General features: G+C 68.2%; 18 protein-coding genes and 1 tRNA gene. 6 read left to right on the top strand and 13 right to left on the bottom strand.

Features of this window, described 5'->3' with window-relative positions:
• Nucleotides 1–35: 35 nt before the first annotated feature.
• Nucleotides 36–734: a helix-turn-helix domain-containing protein gene (locus RIN18_RS08320; RefSeq protein ID WP_309103499.1), complete on the top strand. Its 699-nt coding sequence runs from the start codon at nt 36–38 to the stop codon at nt 732–734.
• An 83-nt stretch (nt 735–817) separates the two neighbouring features.
• Here RIN18_RS08320 and rplA read toward each other — a convergent pair whose 3' ends face one another.
• The 3 genes from rplA to RIN18_RS08305 all read right to left on the bottom strand — a co-directional run bounded on the left by rplA (nt 818) and on the right by RIN18_RS08305 (nt 3,146).
• Nucleotides 818–1,507 (bottom strand): 50S ribosomal protein L1, encoded by a 690-nt coding sequence (gene rplA / locus RIN18_RS08315; protein ID WP_309103498.1) that lies wholly within the window; start codon nt 1,505–1,507, stop codon nt 818–820.
• Nucleotides 1,508–1,518: 11 nt separating this feature from the next.
• Complete coding sequence (rplK, locus tag RIN18_RS08310) at nt 1,519–1,950, bottom strand: 50S ribosomal protein L11 (RefSeq protein ID WP_309103497.1); 432 nt, start codon at nt 1,948–1,950, stop codon at nt 1,519–1,521.
• 221 nt (nt 1,951–2,171) lie between these two features.
• Nucleotides 2,172–3,146, bottom strand: coding sequence for a WYL domain-containing protein (locus tag RIN18_RS08305; RefSeq protein ID WP_309103496.1), 975 nt, complete (start codon nt 3,144–3,146; stop codon nt 2,172–2,174).
• Between the two features lie 138 nt (nt 3,147–3,284).
• Here RIN18_RS08305 and RIN18_RS17645 point away from each other — a divergent pair, with 138 nt between their 5' ends.
• Complete coding sequence (locus RIN18_RS17645; RefSeq protein WP_375163512.1) at nt 3,285–3,635, top strand: VOC family protein; 351 nt, start codon at nt 3,285–3,287, stop codon at nt 3,633–3,635.
• A 55-nt stretch (nt 3,636–3,690) separates the two neighbouring features.
• On the opposite strand, the gene nusG is transcribed toward RIN18_RS17645, so the two are convergent.
• From nusG to RIN18_RS08280, 3 genes are all read right to left on the bottom strand, one after another.
• The gene (gene nusG, locus RIN18_RS08290; protein ID WP_309103493.1) at nt 3,691–4,713 is read right to left on the bottom strand and encodes a transcription termination/antitermination protein NusG; all 1,023 of its coding nucleotides are present in this window, start codon (nt 4,711–4,713) and stop codon (nt 3,691–3,693) included.
• A gap of 44 nt (nt 4,714–4,757) precedes the next feature.
• The gene (gene secE, locus RIN18_RS08285; RefSeq protein ID WP_309103492.1) at nt 4,758–5,030 is read right to left on the bottom strand and encodes a preprotein translocase subunit SecE; all 273 of its coding nucleotides are present in this window, start codon (nt 5,028–5,030) and stop codon (nt 4,758–4,760) included.
• 40 nt (nt 5,031–5,070) lie between these two features.
• Nucleotides 5,071–5,143: transfer RNA gene (locus RIN18_RS08280), tRNA-Trp, on the bottom strand.
• Between the two features lie 528 nt (nt 5,144–5,671).
• Here RIN18_RS08280 and RIN18_RS08275 point away from each other — a divergent pair.
• From RIN18_RS08275 to RIN18_RS08265, 3 genes are read left to right on the top strand one after another with little or no spacing between them, the layout of a single operon-like run.
• Nucleotides 5,672–6,310 (top strand): DedA family protein, encoded by a 639-nt coding sequence (locus RIN18_RS08275; protein WP_309103491.1) that lies wholly within the window; start codon nt 5,672–5,674, stop codon nt 6,308–6,310.
• Nucleotides 6,307–7,467, top strand: a complete 1,161-nt coding sequence (locus RIN18_RS08270) for an ATP-binding protein (RefSeq protein WP_309103490.1) — start codon at nt 6,307–6,309, stop codon at nt 7,465–7,467. The genes RIN18_RS08275 and RIN18_RS08270 overlap by 4 nt, the downstream gene beginning before the upstream one ends.
• Nucleotides 7,458–8,102, top strand: a complete 645-nt coding sequence (locus RIN18_RS08265) for a response regulator transcription factor (protein WP_309103489.1) — start codon at nt 7,458–7,460, stop codon at nt 8,100–8,102. The genes RIN18_RS08270 and RIN18_RS08265 overlap by 10 nt, the downstream gene beginning before the upstream one ends.
• Before the next feature lie 70 nt (nt 8,103–8,172).
• On the opposite strand, the gene RIN18_RS08260 is transcribed toward RIN18_RS08265, so the two are convergent.
• From RIN18_RS08260 to gabT, 6 genes are all read right to left on the bottom strand, one after another.
• The gene (locus RIN18_RS08260) at nt 8,173–9,537 is read right to left on the bottom strand and encodes an NAD-dependent succinate-semialdehyde dehydrogenase (protein WP_309103488.1); all 1,365 of its coding nucleotides are present in this window, start codon (nt 9,535–9,537) and stop codon (nt 8,173–8,175) included.
• Between the two features lie 25 nt (nt 9,538–9,562).
• Nucleotides 9,563–11,038, bottom strand: a complete 1,476-nt coding sequence (locus RIN18_RS08255; RefSeq protein ID WP_309103487.1) for an NAD-dependent succinate-semialdehyde dehydrogenase — start codon at nt 11,036–11,038, stop codon at nt 9,563–9,565.
• Nucleotides 11,039–11,069: 31 nt separating this feature from the next.
• On the bottom strand, nt 11,070–12,614 hold the full coding sequence (locus tag RIN18_RS08250) for an APC family permease (protein ID WP_309103486.1): 1,545 nt from the start codon (nt 12,612–12,614) through the stop codon (nt 11,070–11,072).
• Nucleotides 12,614–13,498: a universal stress protein gene (locus RIN18_RS08245; RefSeq protein ID WP_309103485.1), complete on the bottom strand. Its 885-nt coding sequence runs from the start codon at nt 13,496–13,498 to the stop codon at nt 12,614–12,616. The genes RIN18_RS08250 and RIN18_RS08245 overlap by 1 nt, the downstream gene beginning before the upstream one ends.
• Nucleotides 13,495–14,880, bottom strand: coding sequence for an NAD(P)/FAD-dependent oxidoreductase (locus RIN18_RS08240; RefSeq protein WP_309103484.1), 1,386 nt, complete (start codon nt 14,878–14,880; stop codon nt 13,495–13,497). The genes RIN18_RS08245 and RIN18_RS08240 overlap by 4 nt, the downstream gene beginning before the upstream one ends.
• Before the next feature lie 75 nt (nt 14,881–14,955).
• Nucleotides 14,956–16,317: a 4-aminobutyrate--2-oxoglutarate transaminase gene (gene gabT / locus RIN18_RS08235; RefSeq protein ID WP_309103483.1), complete on the bottom strand. Its 1,362-nt coding sequence runs from the start codon at nt 16,315–16,317 to the stop codon at nt 14,956–14,958.
• 94 nt (nt 16,318–16,411) lie between these two features.
• Here gabT and RIN18_RS08230 point away from each other — a divergent pair, with 94 nt between their 5' ends.
• Nucleotides 16,412–17,923 carry a PucR family transcriptional regulator ligand-binding domain-containing protein gene (locus tag RIN18_RS08230; RefSeq protein WP_309103482.1) on the top strand — a complete coding sequence of 504 codons (1,512 nt, stop codon included), beginning with the start codon at nt 16,412–16,414 and terminating at the stop codon, nt 17,921–17,923.
• A gap of 31 nt (nt 17,924–17,954) precedes the next feature.
• Here the strand turns inward: RIN18_RS08230 and RIN18_RS08225 are convergent, their stop codons facing one another.
• Nucleotides 17,955–19,406, bottom strand: coding sequence for a helix-turn-helix domain-containing protein (locus RIN18_RS08225; protein ID WP_309103481.1), 1,452 nt, complete (start codon nt 19,404–19,406; stop codon nt 17,955–17,957).
• Nucleotides 19,407–19,542 lie beyond the last annotated feature (136 nt).

Raw genomic sequence — 19,542 nt, 5'->3', positions numbered from 1 at the left:
CTACCCGCGGCGAGCGAACGGGGCGACTATGGAGCATGACCGAATATGGGCGATACTGCCCGGTCGCCGTCGCCACCGAGATCGTCGCGGACCGGTGGACGCCGCTCGTGGTGCGCGAACTCATCCTCGGCAATACCCATTTCAACGACATCGCTCGGGCCATGCCGAGCATCTCGCGGTCACTTCTCGTTCAACGGTTGCGGCACCTCGAGCGGGCCGGTGTGCTGGAGCGGTGGCCGGCACCGACCGGACGCGGCACCGTCTACGTGCTCACTCCTGCGGGACGAGCCCTCGAGCGCGTCATCGATGCACTGGCCCGCTGGGCGATAGAATGGCACTTCGAGCAACTGGAGCCGCGGACCGTCGACGCTCAGACGCTCATGTGGTGGATCCATCGCCGGGTCGCGCCTGACCGCTTCCCGCCGGTGCGCGCCGTCGTCGAGTGGCAGCACACCGCGCCGAGGCCCGAGACGATCTGGTTCGTACTCGAGCACGGTGTGATCTCGGTATGCGTGCAGCACCCGGGGTTCGATGTAGACGTGGTGGTCAGGACCTCAACCGGGGACCTTGCTGACGTCTTCCAGGGAACGGCGAGCTGGGCCGAGGCCGTCGGCGCCGGCCGCATTGCCGTGACCGGCGCGCCTCGGCTGGTCTCGCTGCTGCCGACCTGGTTTCGCTGGAGTCCCTGGGTCGAGCCGACGCGGGAGCGCGCGCATCGGGTCGCCGGAGCGTGACCACGGACCGACCGGTTCCGCTCGCAGGTCGACATGCGAAAAGGCCCCCGCCTCACGGCGGGGGCCTTTCGCGGTGAGTCGACTCAGATCGCGTTGACGTCGAGCGGGATGCCGGGGCCGAACGTGGTCGACACCGCACCCTTCTGGATGTAACGGCCCTTCGAGCTCGACGGCTTCAGGCGGACGATCTCCTCGAGAGCGGCGTCGATGTTCTCGTTCAGCTGCTCGGTGGTGAACGAGGCCTTGCCGACGACGAAGTGCACGTTGGCGTGCTTGTCGACGCGGAACTCGATCTTTCCGCCCTTGATCTCCTCGACGGCCTTGGCCGGGTTCGGGGTCACGGTGCCGGTCTTCGGATTCGGCATGAGGCCGCGCGGACCCAGCACCTTACCGAGGCGACCGACCTGGCCCATGAGCTCAGGGGTGGAGACGGCGGCGTCGAACGACGTCCAGCCGCCGGCCACCCGCTCGATGAGCTCGGCGCCGCCGACCTCATCGGCGCCGGCCGCGATCGCGGCCTCGGCGGCGGGGCCGGTCGCGAACACGATGACGCGAGCGGTCTTGCCGGTGCCGTGGGGCAGGATGACGGTGCCGCGCACCATCTGGTCCGCCTTGCGGGGGTCGACAGCGAGCTTCAGCGCGACCTCGACGGTCGAGTCGAACTTCGCCGAGCCCGTCTCCTTGGCCAGGGCGACAGCCTCAGCGGGAGTGTAGAAACGGTCTGCCTCGATCTTCTCGACGGCAGCCTTGTAAGCCTTGGACTTCGTAGCCATGATTATTCTCCTCAGCCCTCGACCGTGATGCCCATGGAGCGGGCGGTTCCGGCGATGATCGAGATCGCGGCCTCGATGTCGTTCGCGTTCAGGTCGGCCTGCTTGGTCTCGGCGATCTGACGGACCTGGTCCTTGGTGATCTTCGCGACCTTGACGGTGTGCGGGGTCGCCGAACCCTTGGGGATGCCGGCGGCCTTCTTGATGAGCTCCGCAGCGGGCGGGGTCTTCAGGATGAACGTGAAGCTGCGGTCCTCGTAGACGGTGATCTCCACGGGGATGACGTTGCCGCGCTGCGACTCGGTCGCGGCGTTGTACGCCTTGCAGAACTCCATGATGTTGACGCCATGCTGACCGAGCGCGGGGCCGATCGGCGGCGCCGGGTTGGCTGCACCGGCGTTGATCTGAAGCTTGATCAGGCCGGTCACCTTCTTCTTCGGTGCCATTCTTGTTTCCTTTCATTCGAGCGGATGCCTGGCATCCGTTCTCCCGCGAACCCGGCATCTCCGGGCTGCGGTCGCCTGCGTGCACGCCGAAGCGGCACACAAACCACACAAGTCTACCCGATCCGGGCCGCCACCCGTAGCCACGCGTGTCAGGCCGAAACGCACAGGGGCCGCCGGTCTTCGATGCGTTTGCGACCGTGCATCCGACGCGGGCACTCCGCCTAGTCGCGGTAGAGCGCCACCATCCGCTCCCCGAGCTCGCGGAGCGCTGCTCGCACCTCGGCGGGTTCGACCACCTCCACGGCCCCCGTCCACCCCGCGAGCTGCTCGGCCAGGGCCTCCACCCGATGCGCGCTGACCTCCATCCACACGCCTCCGGCGTCGGCGAGCGCCTCGTCCAGCATCCGAGCCTGCGCCCCGAAACGATCACTGAGCGCCCTGGCCGCCCAGGGCTCGACACGCACGACCGCACGTACAGCCCCGCGGAAACCCTCGACCCGCTCGACCATCTCGGCCCAGGCGCGCGCCCGATCGAATCCCGCCGACGCAGCGCCTGGGACCGAGAGCACGCGGAGTTCCGCGATCCGGTCCGCCCGCAGCGTCCGCAGCCGGTTCTCATCCGCGACATCCGTCCCCGGGCGCACGGGCGCTGCGATCAGGTACCAACGGGATCCTCTGCTGCCGACCATCAGCGGCACGAGCTCCGACTCGGTGTCACCGGAAGCTCCCTGGTATCGCACCTGCACGCGGGAGCCATCGGCGATCGCACGCTGCAGGTGCGCCACCACCGGCGGAGGAGGGTCGCCCTCGGTCGTACCCCATGGCGCGTCACGGATTGTGGCCGCGGCAATGCGCTGTGCACCCTCGCGAAACGGCTCAGGCACAGCGCGGACGAGCTTGCGCATCGCCGCGATCCGCTCCGGTGACGTCGCACCGCTCTGAGTCAGCGCGACGAGCAGTGAGCTGACCTCGGCCTGAGTGAGGCCGGTGAGGTCGGTTCGCGCGCCTCCGATCAGACGCCAGCCCCCTCCCCTGCCCCGAGTCGGATAGATGGGCACGCCCGACATCGCGAGCGCCTCCAGGTCGCGGCGGGCTGTGGGCACGGACACCTCCAGCTCAGCGGCGAGCTCGGCGGCGGTGAGCTGCGGGCGCCCCTGGAGGAGAAGGAGAGCCTGGATCAGACGGTCGGCACGCATTCCAAAACTCTTTCTGAAGTGATCAATTGGTGATCACTTCAATCGAGAGCATAGAAGAAGTAGCAGAACAGCCCCTTCAGAAGGAGAATCTCATGTTCCGTGGCCTTGCCAACCTGAACCTCGTCGCAGCGGATATGGATGCCGCCGTCCGCTGGTACACGTCTGTCTTCGACGCGCCGCCGTACTTCGTGCGCCCGGAGCAGGGCCCCGCGCAGTACGTGGAGTGGCGATTCGGCGACGACGAAGACGAGTTCGCACTCATGGACGCACGCTTCCGCACCGCTCGGCGAGCCGGGCGGTGCGCTGATGAGCATGCACGTCGATGATGTCCGCGCCACCTTCGATCGCCTGATCGAATTGGGTGCTCGTGCGTTCGACCCGGTGACCCAGCGCGGAGACGGCTGGTGGTCGGCATCCGTCACCGATCCCTTCGGCAACCTGATCGGACTCATCCAGAGTCCGCACTGGGCCGCGCAGCACGCGAGCTGAGCGCACGAACGCCCCACCGGACTGGTCCGGTGGGGCGTTCTCGCGGGCTGATGCCTTAGAGCTTGGTGACCTGGTCGAACGACAGCTCGACCGGGGTCTCGCGCTCGAACAGGGAGACGAGCACCGTGAGCTTGCCGCTCTCGGGCTTGATCTCGCTGATCGAACCGGGAAGACCCGCGAACGAGCCCTCCTTGATGGTGATGGTCTCGCCGACCTCGAAGTCGACCTCTGCCGGCAGCGGACGGGCGACGGCCAGGCCGCCCTTCGAGGCGATGTTCTTCGCGGTCGGGACGTCCTTGACCTCGACGAGCGACTTCAGCATGTTGAAGGCCTCTTCGAAGCGCAGCGGCGTCGGGTTGTGCGCGTTGCCCACGAAGCCGGTGACGCCAGGGGTGTGGCGGACGACCGACCAGGTGTCTTCGGTGAGCTCCATCCGCACCAGCACGTAGCCGGGGATGCGCACGCGGGTGACCATCTTGCGCTGGCCGTTCTTGATCTCGACGACGTCCTCCATCGGGACCTCGACCTGATAGATCTCGTCCTCGACCTCGAGCGTGGACTTGCGTTGCTCGATGTTCGCCTTCACTTTGCGCTCGAACCCGGCGTAGGAGTGGATGACGTACCACTTGCCCGGGAGCATGCGCAGGTCGGCGCGGAAGGCCTCGTACGGGTCTTCCTCCACGTCCTCGTCATCGGAGCCCGTGGCATTCTCGTCGTCGCCGTTCACGTCTGGACCGTCATAGGGCTCGACCTCGTCGGCCGACGCGGCCTCGAGGTCGGCGACCTCCTCGGCCACGGCATCGTTGAGCACCTCAGCGGCGGCCTCGGACTCGGCTGCTTCGTTCAGGTTGAGAGCATCGTTCACGATCGCGTCCGCCTCCGGGTCGTCGATTTCGATTTCGTCGTCCGTGCTGCTGTCTTCAGCGTCGTCGCCCTCGATGTGCAGGGCGACGTGCTCTGCCGAGGTGACTGCCTTCTCCTCCGCGGCGAGGACGTTGCCCTCCTGGGCTTCGTCTTCCTCGCTGGACTGCTCTGCGGCTGTCGCCCAGTCGGCATCGTCGGAATATCGTTCAGACACGTTGTTTCTTTCCAATCACTGCGGCGCGAGCCGCGAGGGCGTCATCAGCCAGGGATTCCGAACACCCAGTGCGTGACCCAGGCGAACAGGCTGTCCAGGCCGTACACGATTCCCATGACGATGAGAACGAAGACGAGCACCACGGCAGTGAACTTGAACAGCTCCTTGCGTGTCGGGGTGACGACTTTGCGCAGCTCGGAGATGACCTGGCGGATGAACAGTGCGATCCCGCCGAAGAACCTCCCGAAGGCGTTCTGCTTCTTCTCACGGGTGGCGCCGGCCGCGACGACCTCGCCGCGCGGTTCGTCCTGATCCATCCTGAATGTACCTTTCGTGTGTCAGCGTTGCGCTGACGCGCAGGGCGGACAGGAATCGAACCTGCAACCTGCGGTTTTGGAGACCGCTGCTCTGCCAATTGAGCTACCGCCCTAGAGACCCGAGGTCTCGAGGAAGCCTGCGCTCCGCCTCCGAGTCTGCGATCAGTTGATCCCAGGCACGGCGAAAGAATGCAGACAACAACTGCTGTCCCAGCATACGGCATCCTCGACCCGCGCTCGAATCGGCACCCGGGAGCCGCGCGCGTCAGAAAGCTGCCGAAGACCGCGTCACCCGCGCCGCGCGGAATCCGCGGTATACGCCGCAGACCCGAACGCCTCTCAGGATGGTCGTGGCGTCGATCGAGTCTCACGGCACACAGTAATCGGGCCACCGGATCCAACGATGGGGCCAGGCGGTCGCTTCGGGCTCCCGGGGAAGCAGCTAGACCGCGAACTCAGGATCGAGGATGCCCCCGCGCGGTCTGCGGACGCCGGTGCCGCGAAGGCGCCGCCCGTCCGGCAGCTCGATGACACCCGGCTCGTCGTTCCATCACCCCACGCGCCGAGGTAGGGTTTTCCCCACCTCATCCGAGGGGTCGCCGCAGTGACCGGGGAGCACGCCGGCTCGTAGCGTCGAAGTCATGGTGAGCACCGAGAACCTGAACCTGTTCGCACAGTGGGCCGTCGATCTGATGGAGGCCCTCGGAAGCATCGGCGCCGGCGTCGCCGTGGCGGTGGAGAACCTCTTCCCACCGATCCCGAGCGAGATCATCCTGCCGCTGGCGGGCTTCGCCGCCAGCCGAGGGTCTTTTCCGCTGTGGGAGGTGCTGCTGTGGACGACCATCGGCTCCGTCGTCGGAGCCCTCGTGCTGTACGGGCTGGGGGCCTGGCTCGGCCCCGCTCGCCTTCGCCGCATCGCCGATCGGATGCCGCTGGTGAAGGTGAGTGACGTCGACCGCACCGACGCGTGGTTCTCGCGTCATGGTTCGAAGGCGGTGTTCTTCGGACGGATGATCCCGATCTTCCGCAGTCTCATCTCGATCCCCGCGGGGATCCAACGGATGCCGATCGGGCGGTTCATTCTGCTGACGACGGCCGGCAGCGCGATCTGGAACACGGTGTTCGTGGTGGCGGGCTACCTGCTCGGGGCGAACTGGCATCACGTCGAGCGGTACGCCGACGTGCTGCAGTATGTGGTGATCGGCGCCGTCGCGGTGGCCGCAATCGCGTTCGTGATCGTGCGACTGCGCCAGAGGAGCGACGGCAGAATGGTGTCATGAGCGGGGAGATCGTCGGCACGCCGAGCGAGAGTCCCCGGCCCTTGCCGACTCGGCGCGGGGCCGCGGTTCGCACTCTCACTCGGGGCGTGCTCAGCGCCGTGGCCGGGATCGGGTACGTGCCCGTCCTCGTGCTCGCATTGCTGATGGCCCCGGTGCGACCAGCGCAGACGGTCGCGCGCTGGATCGCTCGACGACTGACCTGGGCAGACGGCGTGTCTCGACGGGACCTTCCTGAGGGAGGGCGGCTCTTCGGCCTGCTGGCGACCTCCACTGTGCTCGGGATGCTGAGCGCGAGTGTCGTCACCTTGATCATCCTCGGCGCGAGCGTCAGCGTCCAGATGATCGTCGCGGCCGCGACCTCGGGACCCGTCACCCTGTTCAGCGCCGACCCGGGCCGAGTCACCTGGAGCACCGTCGCCGCGTTCACCGCACCCGGCGCTGTGCTGCTCTTCCTCGCGATCTCCGGCATCGCCGGAATCGCGTGGCTCGAGCGCCAGATGTGGACGGCGTTCGCCCGTCCCGGTGCCGGTGAGCTCGCGCAGGAGGTGACGCGTCTTCACACGACTCTCGACGACGTGGTCGCCGCCGTCGATGCCGAACGCCGACGGATCGAACGCGACATCCATGACGGGGTCCAGCAGCGGGTCGTCGCGCTGTCGCTTCTGCTCGCGCGCACCGAGCGCGCAGGAGAATCTGCCGAGGGCGCCGTGCTCTTGGGTCGGGCGCGCATCGAGGCGCAGCACCTCCTCGATGAACTGCGTGACGTCGCCTGGCGCACCTACCCGGCGATGCTCGCTCGCGACGGGCTCACAGTGGCACTCGAGGCGCTGCGCGATCGCACTCCGGTGGCTGTCCGGCTGCGCGCCGATGCGCGCCCCGTCGACCGCGTCGTGGAGACCACCGCGTACTTCGTCGCGAGCGAGGCCGTGACGAACGCCGTCAAGCACGCGAACGCCGCTGAGATCGAGATACGCACGCGGTTGGAGCACGGCACACTCGTCCTCACCGTCGAAGACGACGGCGTCGGCGGCGCCGACCCGACCGGGGCGGGACTGTCGGGGATCGCATCACGAGTCGCCGCACAGGACGGCAGGCTGCACATCGAAAGCCCGCACGGAGGCCCCACCAGGATCGAGGCGGTGATCCCGTGCGGATAGCGCTGGCCGACGACTCGGCACTCCTGCGGGAGGGGATCGCACAGTTGCTCACCGCCGAGGGGCACCACGTGACAGCAGCCGTCGGCACGGCCGACGAACTGATCGCCGCCATCGCCGAAGATGCACCGGAGGTCGTCATTGTCGACGTGCGGATGCCGCCGGACTACGTCGACGAAGGCGTCCGTGCAGCGCTGAGCATCCGCGCCGAGCACCCCGGCGTCGGAGTGCTCGTGCTGTCGCAGCACGTCGAGCGCCGGCACGCTCGCGATCTGCTGGACGGCCGCGGCGGCGTGGGGTATCTGCTGAAGGACCGCGTATCGGACATCGCCGGCTTTCTCGACGCGATCCAGCGAGTGGCCGACGGCGGCACCGCGTTCGACCCTGAGGTGATCCGTCAGCTCATCGCATCGCGGGCCGAGCCGGACCTGCGCCTGAGCGACCTGAGCGAGAGAGAACGCGCCGTTCTCGAACTCATGGCACAGGGTCACAGCAACGCGGCCATCGCCGAGCGCCTGTTCCTCAGCCTCAGCGGGATCGAGAAGCACATCAACACGATCTTCACCAAGCTCGCCGTCGACAGCGGAACCGCGTACAACCGACGGGTCCTGGCAGTTCTCGCGTTCCTCGGCCGCTGACGGCTCTCGCCAGGCCTGGATGCGACGAGGCGGCACCCGGACCGGGCGCCGCCTCGTCATCCCTGCGCATTCAGCCGATGCGGATGAGCTTCTTGTTCACGAACTCGTCGGCCGCGAGGTGCCCGAGCTCGCGGGCGGTGCCGCTGCGCTTGATCCCGCCGAAGGGCAGCTCCGGGCTGTCGGCGAGCACGAGGTTCACGTACACCATGCCCGCCTCGATCCGGTCGGCCACGCGCTGCGCCTGCTCCGGGTCGGTCGTGAAGACGTAGGAGCCCAGACCGAAGGTGGTGTCGTTGGCGAGCTGGACAGCGGCATCCTCGTCGGCGACGCGGTACACGACGGCCGCCGGGCCGAAGAGCTCCTCGTGATAGACGTTCATCGCGGGGGTCACGTCGGCGAGGACGGTCGGGGTGAAGAAGGCACCGTCGCGAGTGCCGCCGGTGAGCAGCGTCGCACCCTGCTCGACAGCCTGATCGATCTGCGCCTGCAGCCGTTCGGCTGCCGCCTCGGACGACACCGGGCCGAGCACGGTGTCATCGAGCATCGGGTCGGCCGGCTTCGCAGCGGCCATCGCGGCCGTGAACTTCTCCACGAACGCGTCATACAGCTCGTCGACGATGATGAAGCGCTTGGCGCCGTTGCATGCCTGACCGTTGTTGTCCAGACGTGCGTCGACGCCGGCCTGCACCGTCGCGTCGAGGTCGTCGGTGGAGAGCACGATGAACGGGTCAGACCCACCGAGTTCGAGCGCGACCTTCTTGAGGTGGCGCCCCGCGACCTCGGCGACGGCTGCACCGGCGCGCTCCGACCCCGTGAGTGAGACGCCCTGGACGCGCGGGTCCGCGATCATCCTCGCGATCTGCTCGTTCGTGGCCAGGACGTTCTGGTACGCGCCGGTCGGGAATCCCGCCTCGTCGTAGATCGCTGCGATCGCCGTGGAGGATTCGGGACACTGCGGTGCAGGCTTCAGCAGGATCGTGTTTCCGACGATCAGGTTCGGAGCCGCGAAACGCACGATCTGGTAGGCCGGGAAGTTCCACGGCATGATGCCGACGAGGGGTCCGAGCGAGGAACGTCGGATGATCGCCGATCCGTCACCTGCGATGTCGATCGGCTGGTCGGCCATGATGGCCTCGGCCTGGTCGGCGTAGTACTCGGCGATGTCGGCGGCGAAGTCGACCTCGCCCAGCGCCGCCTCGCGCGGCTTTCCCATCTCGCGCACGAAGATGTCGGCCAGCGCTTGGCGATGCTCGCGGTGAAGCTCGGCCACCCGGCGGACGAGGGCGGCGCGCTCGGCGACGCTCGACGAGCGGGACCATTCGCGGTGCGCGGTGTCTGCGGCCGCGATCGCCTCGTCGATCTGCTGATCGGTGAAGGTGTCGAAGGAGGCCAGGGTCTCCCCCGTCGCAGGATTGATGACGGCGTAGTCGGTCATGATTCTCGTCCTCTCACTCAGCTCTTCAGGCGACCGGGATCAGCGTGTACTTCGTCGACAGGTATTCATGGATGCCTTCGAAGCCGCCCTCGCGTCCGACGCCGGACTGCTTCACGCCGCCGAAGGGGGCCGCGGCATTCGACACGACGCCCACGTTGAGTCCCATCATGCCCGTCTCGAGGGCATCGATCATCCGCTGGCCGCGCTGCAGGTTCTCGGTGAACACGTACGACACCAGGCCGTACTCGGTGTCGTTGGCCAGACGCACGGCCTCCTCCTCCGATTCGAAGGTGGCGATGGCGAGCACCGGTCCGAAGATCTCTTCGCGGAGGATCGCACTGCCGGCGACGACGTCCGTGAGCACGGTCGGCTGGTAGAACGAACCGGTGCCTTCGAGCGCCTTGCCGCCGGCGAGCAGCGTCGCACCGCGCTCGACCGCGTCGTCGACGAGTTCGCCGGCCTTCGCCACGGCGTCGTCATCGATGAGCGGGCCGATGGCCACCCCCTCCTCGGTGCCGCGACCGATCCTCATCGACTTGACCCGCTCGGTGACGCGGCGTGCGAATTCGCTGGCGACGTCCTTGTGCACGATGAAACGGTTCGCGGCCGTGCACGCCTGACCGATGTTCCGGAACTTCGCAGCCAGCGCCCCCTCCACGGCCTTGTCGAGGTCGGCATCCTCGAACACGACGAAGGGCGCGTTGCCGCCGAGCTCCATCGACACCCGCAGCACGCCCTCAGCGGCCTGCGCGATGAGCTTGCGACCGACCTCGGTCGAGCCGGTGAACGACAGTTTCCGCAGCCGCGGATCGGCGATGATCGGAGCAGAGAGGGCGCTGGAGCGCGAGGTCTGCACGACGTTCACCACACCGACGGGAAGACCCGCCTGCTCGAGCAGCGACACGAAGAACATCGTCGTGAGCGGGGTGAGCGCCGGCGGTTTGATCACGACGGTGCAGCCGGCGGCGAGCGCCGGGGCGATCTTGCGGGTCGCCATGGCGAAGGGGAAGTTCCACGGGGTCACGAAGAACGACGGACCCACCGGGCGCTGCGAGACGACCATGTGGCCGGTCCCCTCGGGGTTGAGCCCGTAGCGGCCGTTGATCCGCACCGCCTCTTCGCTGAACCAGCGCAGGAACTCGCCGCCGTACGCGACCTCGCCTCGAGCCTCGGCGACGGGCTTTCCCATCTCGAGCGTCATCAGCAGCGCCAGATCCTCTTTGTGCTCCTGCACGAGGTCGAATGCGCGGCGGAGGATGTCGCTGCGGGTGCGTGGTGCGGTGGCCGCCCACGCGTCCTGGGCGGCGACCGCGGCGTCGAGTGCGCGGATGCCGTCGCCGGGCGTCGCGTCGGCGATCGAGCGGATGACCTCGCCGGTCGCGGGGTCCTTCACATCGAAGGTTCCGCCGGTCTCGGCATCCGTCCACCGGCCGCCGATGAACAGGCCCGTGGGGACGCTCTCGAGAAGGGCCTGCTCGGCCGGAGCGATCTGAGTGCTCATGGGGTTCACTTTCTGTGGGATGTGATGCGGGTCAGCGACGGCGACGGCTGGGCGGGGCGTCGAGGCTGAGGGTCTCGCCGCGGAAGAAGGCCGGGCGGCGGACCGCCTGCCAGATCATGACGGCGACCCCGGCGACGATGATGACCATGCCGAGGATGAACACGATGCCGACACCGCCGATCTGGGAGCCGGACCCGTATGCCGGGTCCATCGAGTCGATCAGCGTCGTGAAGAACAGCACGGTGAGGATGATGCCGCCCACCAGCGGGAACAGGAACGTGAAGAAGACGTTGCGGGTCGAATCGAACCACTGCTTGCGGAAGTACCAGACGCAGGCGAACGCGGTGATGCCGTAGTAGAAGCAGATCATCATGCCGAGCGTGAGGATCGTGTCCCACAGCGTGTCCTCGCTGACGACGCGCATGACCGCGTAGAACGCCGAGGCGACGACGGCCGAGACGATGGTCGCGTACCCGGGGGTGAAGAAGCGGGGACTCACCCTCGCGTAGGACTTCGGCAGGGCGCCGTAGTGCCCCATCGCGAGCAGCGTACGAGCCGGCCCCACGAAGGTCGACTGCAGCGATGACGCGGAGCTTGTGAGCACGGCGAGCGAGACGAGGAAGGCGAGCGGGCCGAGAATGGGTCCGGAGAGGTGGAAGAACACGTTCTCCTGGATGTCTTCGTTGCCCAGGCCCAGCTCTCCGGTGCCGACGCCGGCGAACATGATCATCGCCACCGCCAGCAGCAGGTAGAGCGAGACGATCGTCAGCACCGTGGCGGTCGCCGCGCGTCCGGGGGTCTTCTCGGGATTCTTGGTCTCCTCGTTCATCGTGAGGGTGACGTCCCACCCCCAGAAGATGAAGATCGACAGGGAGAGCCCCGCGGCGAGGGCGCTGAAGGAGGAGATCGCGAACGGGTTGAACCAGTTCAGGTCGAACGGCTGGACGTCGAAGCCGTTGCCACCCACGGCCTGCGCGATCGCCGCGCCGGCGAAGAACACCAGCACGAGGATCTGGAAGCCGACGAGCCAGTACTGCAGCTTCTGGGTCGTCTGCATGTCGCGGTAGGACACCCAAGTCGCGCCGAGCATGAACAGCAGGCAGACGGCGATGTTGATCCACGTCACGCTCGCGAGATCGGCGATCGCGGGGTCACCGGTGATCTGCGACAGCAGCAGGAAGAGGAAGTCGACGGCGACGCCGGCAAGATTCGACAAAACGAGGATCGTGGCGACCACGAGCCCCCATCCGGCCATCCAGCCCACCCAGGGACCGAACGCGCGGGCGGCCCAGGTGAACGAGGTGCCGGAGTCAGGCATCCGGTTGTTGAGTTCGCGGTAGCCGAACGCGACGAGGAGCATCGGGATGAACCCGATGAGGATGATCGCCGGGATCTGTGCGCCGACCTCGGACGCCACCGGGCCGATCGCGGCGGTGAACGTGTACGCCGGCGCGATGCAGGATATGCCGATGACGATCGCGCCGATGAGGCCGACCGTCCCGGCGCTGAGACCCTTCTTCGAGATCCCGCCGGTCACACCGGATTCGGGCACCGTCGCCCTGTTGATGCTGGACATCAGAGAACTCCTGCCTCGGCCCGCGTGCGCGGGACGACGATCATCGGTACGGGCAGCTCGCGCAGCATCTTCGCCGCGGTGGAGCCCAGGAAGAGCCGGCGGGGCTGAGCGAGCCGGCTGGAACCGACCAGCATCACCTCACCGGCGAGCCACGACAGGTGCGCGACGGCGTCCTCGACGCTGTCGCCCGCGGCCTTCTCGACCTCGGCGGTGGTGCCGTCGGGGAGGAGCTCGCTGGCGACCGCGAGCACATCGTGCTCGTGTGCGTTGCCGACGAGTCGCACGGCGCCGGTGTCGAGCCCGGGCGGGACGTCGAAGGGGACGAGCGAGACGAGCCGCAGATCGACGCCGCTGTCGACGGCCAGAGCCACGGCCTCATCGAGCAAGGCCTCTGCCCCCGGCCGGGTGCCGACGGCAGCGGTGACGCGGGAGATCGCGTGATCATCCTGCTGCGCGGCTCCCGTCGGCGCCAGTGCGACCGGGATCGTCGAGGAGTGCAGCAGTTCGGATGCGACGCTGCCGAGGCGATGGCGGCCGAAGAGACCGCCGCCGGCCGCTCCGATGACGATCAGTCGTGCACCGAACTCCTCGCCTGCCGCGATGAGTCCCGCAGCGTACGATTCCGCGAATCGGACGTGACCGCTGCGGACGAGCTCCTGGGGAAGCCGCACGATGGCGTCGTCGAGCCAGCGGCGTGCCTGCGAGCGGATGTGATCCTCGTACGCCCGCTCGGGCGGCACCGCGGCGCTTCGCGTGCCCTCGTTGGGGAGCACGATCACCAGGTGCAGCGTCGCCTTCAGGCTGCGGGCGAGTCGGGCGCCGAGCGCTGCGGCATCCGCCCCGGCATCCGTCGCGGTGTAGCCGACGACGATCGAGCCGCTCATGCGAAGACCTCCGCTGCGTGTCCGGCCGACCGGCTGGCGGTGACGATGTTCGACGCGGCGAGACGCCCCATCCGGATCGCGCCGTCGACGTGCTGGTACCCCGCGCCGGCCAGGTCACTGCATGCGAAGTGGACGGGGCCGACGGCGGCGCGCAGGTCGGCGCCGTAGCGGTGCAGGCCTCCCATGTCGAAGCTGGCGGCGTAGGCGCCGCGCGTCCACTCCTCGCTGCCCCAGTCGCTCTCGTAGTAGACGACCGGGTTCGCAGCCTCAGGACCGTAGTAGTGCGAGAGCGACTCGAGGACGCGCTCCTTGCGCTCCTCGGCAGACAGCTCGAACACGTCGTCGGCGTTCTGATCGGACACGAATGCCACCAGAGTGCCGCGCTCGTCGGCGTGATTGGTGTTGTCATACGCCTCATGGCACAGCTCGTACGGGCTGAACGCGGTGCCGCTGAGTCCGTTGTCGCGCCAGAACGGCCGGTCGTAGACGGCGTGCACCTTGATCACGAAACCCATCGAGAGGTGCTGGTGCATCTGGTGCTGCCTGCGCGGGAGGGCCGGCACGAACGAGATGCGGCTGTACAGCACCGGGGCGTGCGCCAGGATCGCATAGCGTGCGCTCACGGTGAGTTCGTCGGACGTTGCGGTGACACCCGCGTCCGACCATTCCAGCGATCGGACCGGCTGGTTCAGCATTACGTCGTCGCCTAGGCGTTCCGCCAGCAGCTGCGGCACCTGCTGAAGCCCTCCGACCACGCGCTTGTCGAGGATGAAGTCGGCATCGACCAGGTGGGAATAGGAACCAGCGGATGCGGCCATGAGAAGCGACTGCAGCAGGGAGAAGGCGTGGGTGGGTTTCGTGAGCATCGCCGACCCTGTCGCGAAGGCGAGGTTGCGGACAGCCTCGTCGTCGTCGGTCTGCGCGCGCAACCACGCGTCCCAGGTGATCGAGTCCCATTCGGCGGCCTTCGCATGCGCCCATGGGCGGTCCGGATCGATCTCGGAGACCATGGCGTCGAGGCGATCCGTGATCTCGGCGATGGTCCGCTCGGTCTCGGCGGAGACGGGGAACATCTCACCGGTGAAACGTGAGACGGTGCCATCGGGCCCGACGTAGACGCTCTCCCCCTCGCGGTAGCGGCTGAAGGTCTCCAGGCCCAGCTCCTCGATTGTCTCGATGAGGGCATCCTGATCGGGCGAGACCCACTGTCCGCCGATCTCGAGCATCGCGCCGTCGATGACGTCGGTCCACAGCCGCCCGCCCACGCGGTCGCGAGCCTCGAGAACCGCGACGGAGAGCCCGGCCTTGCGCAGGTCGTTCGCCGCCGTGAGCCCCGCGGCTCCGGCTCCGATGATGAGCACGTCGCGAGTGATCTCGGTCATCTGCAACTCCTTCGTCGATGAAGTGCCGGCCGCGACACGAAATCCCCCGATTCAGGTCGCGGCCGGACGTGGGTGTCATGCCGCGGCGAGCGCCGCGGCGACGATGTCGATTCCCTCGTTCAGGAGATCGTCGCCGATCGAGAGCGGGGGAAGGAAGCGGATGACGTTGCCGAAGGTGCCGCAGGTGAGCACGATGACGCCCTGCGCGATACATTCCTTCGCCACGGCGGCGGTGAGCGCCGCGTCCGGGGCCTTCGTCTCCGGGTCGACGAACTCCGCGGCGACCATCGCCCCGTGGCCGCGGACGTCGCCGACGCGCGGGTCAGAGGCCTGGATGTCGAGGAGCCGGCCGGTGAGGAGGTGTCCGATCTCTCGCGCCCGCTCGATCATCCCGTCGTTCTCGAACACGTCGATGGCGGCGAGTGCGGCGGCGCACGCGATCGGGTTGCCTCCGTAGGTGCCGCCGAGACCGCCGGAGTGCGAGGCGTCCATGATCCCGGCGCGGCCCGTCACCGCGGCGAGCGGCAGCCCGCCGGCGATGCCCTTCGCCGTGGTGATGAGGTCGGGCTCGATGCCGAACAGCTCGCTGGCGAACATGGCGCCAGTGCGGGCGAAGCCGGTCTGCACCTCGTCGGCGATGAACACGACGCCGTTCGCCCGGCACCAGTCGACGATCGCCGGCAGGAAACCGTCGGCGGGGACGATGAAGCCGCCCTCACCCTGGATCGGCTCGATGATCACGGCGGCCAGGTTGTCCGCGCCGATCTGCTTCTCGAGCTGCAGGATCGCACGGGCGGCGGCCTCGGGACCGCTCAGTCCGTCACGGAACGGGTAGGACGCCGACGCGCGGTAGACCTCCGGCGCGAACGGACCGAACCCGCTCTTGTAGGGCATCGATTTGGCGGTGAGCGCCATGGTGAGGTTCGTGCGGCCGTGGTAGCCGTGGTCGAACGCGACGACGGCCTGCCGGCCGGTGTGCTTGCGGGCGATCTTGACCGCGTTCTCGACCGCCTCCGCGCCGGAGTTGAACAGAGCGCTCTTCTTCGCGAAGGCGCCGGGTGTGATGCGATTCAGCGCCTCGGCCACCTCGATGTACGACTCGTAGGGCGAGATCATGAAGCAGGTGTGCGTGAACTGTGCGGCCTGGGCCGCGACAGCCGCGGCGACCTTCGGGTGCGCGTTGCCGACCGTGGTGACGGCGATGCCGCTGCCGAGGTCGATGAGCGAGTTGCCGTCGGCGTCGACGACGACTCCGCCTCCTGCGGCGACCGCGGCGACCGGCACGGTGTGGCCGACGCCGGCGGCGACGGCATCCGCCTTGCGCGACAGGATCTCCGCTGAGCGGGGACCGGGGAGCTCGGTGACCAGGCGACGCTGCTGCGGGAGCCCGGGTCCACCCAGGGGGATGGTTGCCGTTGCGGTGTCAAGGAGTGCCATGTCGGCGAGCGTATGCCCGCCCGCCGGCGCTCGCATTCGCCCGGTTGTACAATATTGACCTCTGATTCATCAGCATGTACAACAACGAGGTCCGATGCCTTCCGTGGAGCAGCCGACGCTGGGCACGCTGCTGCGCCGTCGCGACCTGGGCCTCCGCCTCGTCTCGGCAGCCGACGCGCTGCGCGACGGCGCACTCGATCGTCCGCTGAGGTGGGTTCACAGCTCTGATCTCGCCGATCCCACCCCGTTCCTGGCCGAAGACCTCGCGCTGCTCACGACCGGCACGCAGTTCGTCGAAGGAGACGCCGACGCGGCGGCGACCTACGTCGGGCGGCTGACGGATCGCGGCGTGGTCGGACTCGGTTTCGGGACCGACGTCCACCGCGCCGGGATCCCGGACGAACTCGCTGAGGCGTGCGCCGCGCGCGGCATGCCCCTGTTCGAAGTCCCCTACCGCACGCCGTTCATCGCCGTTGCGCGGGCACACTCCGAAGCCATCGCCGCGCAGGCTTATGCCCGGCGCTCCTGGGCACTGGACGCACAGCGCGCTCTCGCCCTGGCCGCCCTTCGGCCGCGCGGTCTCGACGCCACCGTCGCAGAACTCAGTCGCCGGCTCGACGCCTGGGCTGCGATGTTCGATGCCGCCGGCGCCGTCATGCTCGCCCACCCTCGGGGCACCATCGACGAGGAGAGCCTGGGCACACTGGCCGACCGGGTCGCCGAGATCCTCGCCAGGGGCCTCGAGGCCGGGCAATCGCTCGTGATCGCGGGACGGGCGTTCATGCTGTTCACCGTCGGCCGGGGCGGGCATCTGCGCGGAGTGCTCGCCGTGGCCACCGAGTCCCTCGACACAGAGGCGCGCTCCGTCGTCACCTCTGTGATCGCGATGGCCGGACTCGCCATGGAGCAGAGCGAGCAGCTCGCTCGCAGCCGACGAAGACTCCACACCCAGTTGCTTGAGTCTCTTCTCGCCGACCAGCCCACCCTCGCCAGACGCGTCCTCGGCGGCCTTCCTCCCGCACCCGTCGTCGTCGCGATCGCGCCGGACGCTCCGGCCGGGTCGCTCACGGACTGGTGGGAGCGCCGGCGTGCCGACCACGGCACCGCGTCGTTCGTCGCGGAATCCCCCGACGGCGTGGTGATCTGTCTGGCGGCCGGTGATGAGGAGCTCCTCGATGACGTCGCGGCGCGATTCGGCATCCGTTTGGGTGTCTCCGAGCCGGAATCCTACGATTCCTTCTCACGCGCCCATGACCAGGCCCTCGCCGCACTCCGCCTGCACGGCGCCGGTGCCGTCCGCTACGCCGACACGGTCGGCAGCAGCATCCTCAGTGCGCTCGCGACGGACGAAGCGCGTCTTGTCGCGGAATCGCGCCTCGCGCCCCTGAGGGAGCGTGATCGGGAAGCAGGAGCGGACCTGGAGCACTCACTGCTTCGCTGGCTGGAGCACGATGCGAGAGCCGAGCCCGCGGCAGCAGCGCTGGGCATCCATCGCCACACCCTGCGTTCGCGCATCGCGCAGGCAGGGGCGCTGCTGGGGATGGACCTGTCGACGTTCCCCGCCCGCGCAGAGCTCTGGACCCTTCTGCAGACAGCGAGGGACTGAGCCATACCCCTCGCCGGGACAGAACCACCGCTCAGGACGGCGCGTGCGCCTCGAGGAACTCGTACACGTCGGTCGTGTCGACCCCGGGGAAAGCACCGGTGGGCAGCGTGGCCAAGAGGGTCCGGGGCGTCTTGACGTTCGGCCAGGAGTTGTCACGCCACCGCGCCTCGAGGTCGGCCGGTGCCCGTCGGCAGCAGACCTCGACCGAATGCGTCGAGATTCCGCGATTCGGGGTGTCCCGCCCCACGAACCACCTCGTGTCGTCGAAACGCACACCGACGCTCACCGAGTGCAGCCCCTCGCTCGAGGCCTCGACCCGCGCCGTGCACCAGTACGTGCCGTTGCCGGTGTCGGTGTACTGGTAGTACGGGTTGAACCGGTCGTCCTCGTCGAACACCACCCGGCTCGTCCAGCGGCGGCAGCACATCTGCCCTTCGATGGCGCCGAGGCGATCGGTCGGGAAGTTCACGTCGTCGTTCTCGTACGCCTTCGTGATGGTGCCGGACTCGTGCACCTTGAGGAAATGCACCGGGATGTCGAGGTGCCGCGTGGCGAGATTGGTGAACCGGTGGGCGGCTGTCTCGTACGACACCGAATACGCGTCACGGAGATCTTCGATGGAGATCGCCCGCCGCTGCTTGGCGTCCTTCAGCACCGGGACGACGTGCGCCTCCGGGATCAGCAGCGCCCCGGTCAGATAGTTGGTCTCCACCCGCTGGCGGAGGAACTCGGCATAGCTGCGCGGTTCGGCGTGCCCGAGGATCCGGCTCGAGAGCGCCTGCAGCACGGCCGTCCGGGCGTCACCCTTCGCGGAGACCTGGCTGGAGAGGTAAAGCCGGCCGTTGGACAGATCGGCGACGCTCCGGGTGGTCTGCGGAAGGTCGGAGGCGTAGTGCAGGGTGAAGCCGAGGTACGCGGCGATCTCGGAGGCTGCGCGCTGGGTCAGTGGCCCGCCCGGGTGGGCGATCGCGGCGAGGATCTCGGATGCCTTCTGCTCGAGGTCCTCGAAATGGTTGTCCTGCCGGCGCATGAGGTCGCGCAGCTCGACGTTCGCGCGGCGGGCCTCTTCCGGGGTGGCGGCGCGTTCGTCTCGCAGCCGATCGATCTCGCCGTGCAAGGCGAGCATGGCGCGCAGCGCCTCGGTGGGCACCGACTTGGCGATCCGGAACGGCGGGATGCCGAGCGAGGCGAACGTCTGGCCGCTCATCGCTCTCTCCAGCGCGACCTCGATGGCGCTGCGCTCGTCGAGCGGCTCGTTCTCGAGCAGCGCGTCGATGGAGACACCCAGTGCGCGGGCGATGGCCTGCAGCTGGCTGAGCTTGGGCTCCCGCTTGCCGGTCTCGATCATGGACAGCTGGCTCGGCGCTCGCCCGACGGTGCCGGCGAGGTCGTCGAGGGTCAGCCCCCTCGCCGTGCGGAGCGCGCGGATGCGGCGACCGATCGTGAGGGTGTCGAGGGTTTCCGAGGCAGCAGCAGTGCTCATGTGCCCGATTCTGTCATACAACAGAATTTCGCTCGATCTTCACTCCGTCAGCACATCGGATATCTGCAGAACTTCACCCACAGTGGAACCACGCCACTCCGCCGGCGCTCCTGCAGACAGCGGGTCGTCCGCCGGA

Origin of the sequence: Microbacterium sp. (genome assembly GCF_031179285.1) — a bacterium.
In the GTDB taxonomy this organism is placed as follows: domain Bacteria; phylum Actinomycetota; class Actinomycetes; order Actinomycetales; family Microbacteriaceae; genus Microbacterium.
Note: the sequence above shows the minus strand (reverse complement) of the source record. Positions and strands in the feature narration are given on the sequence as shown.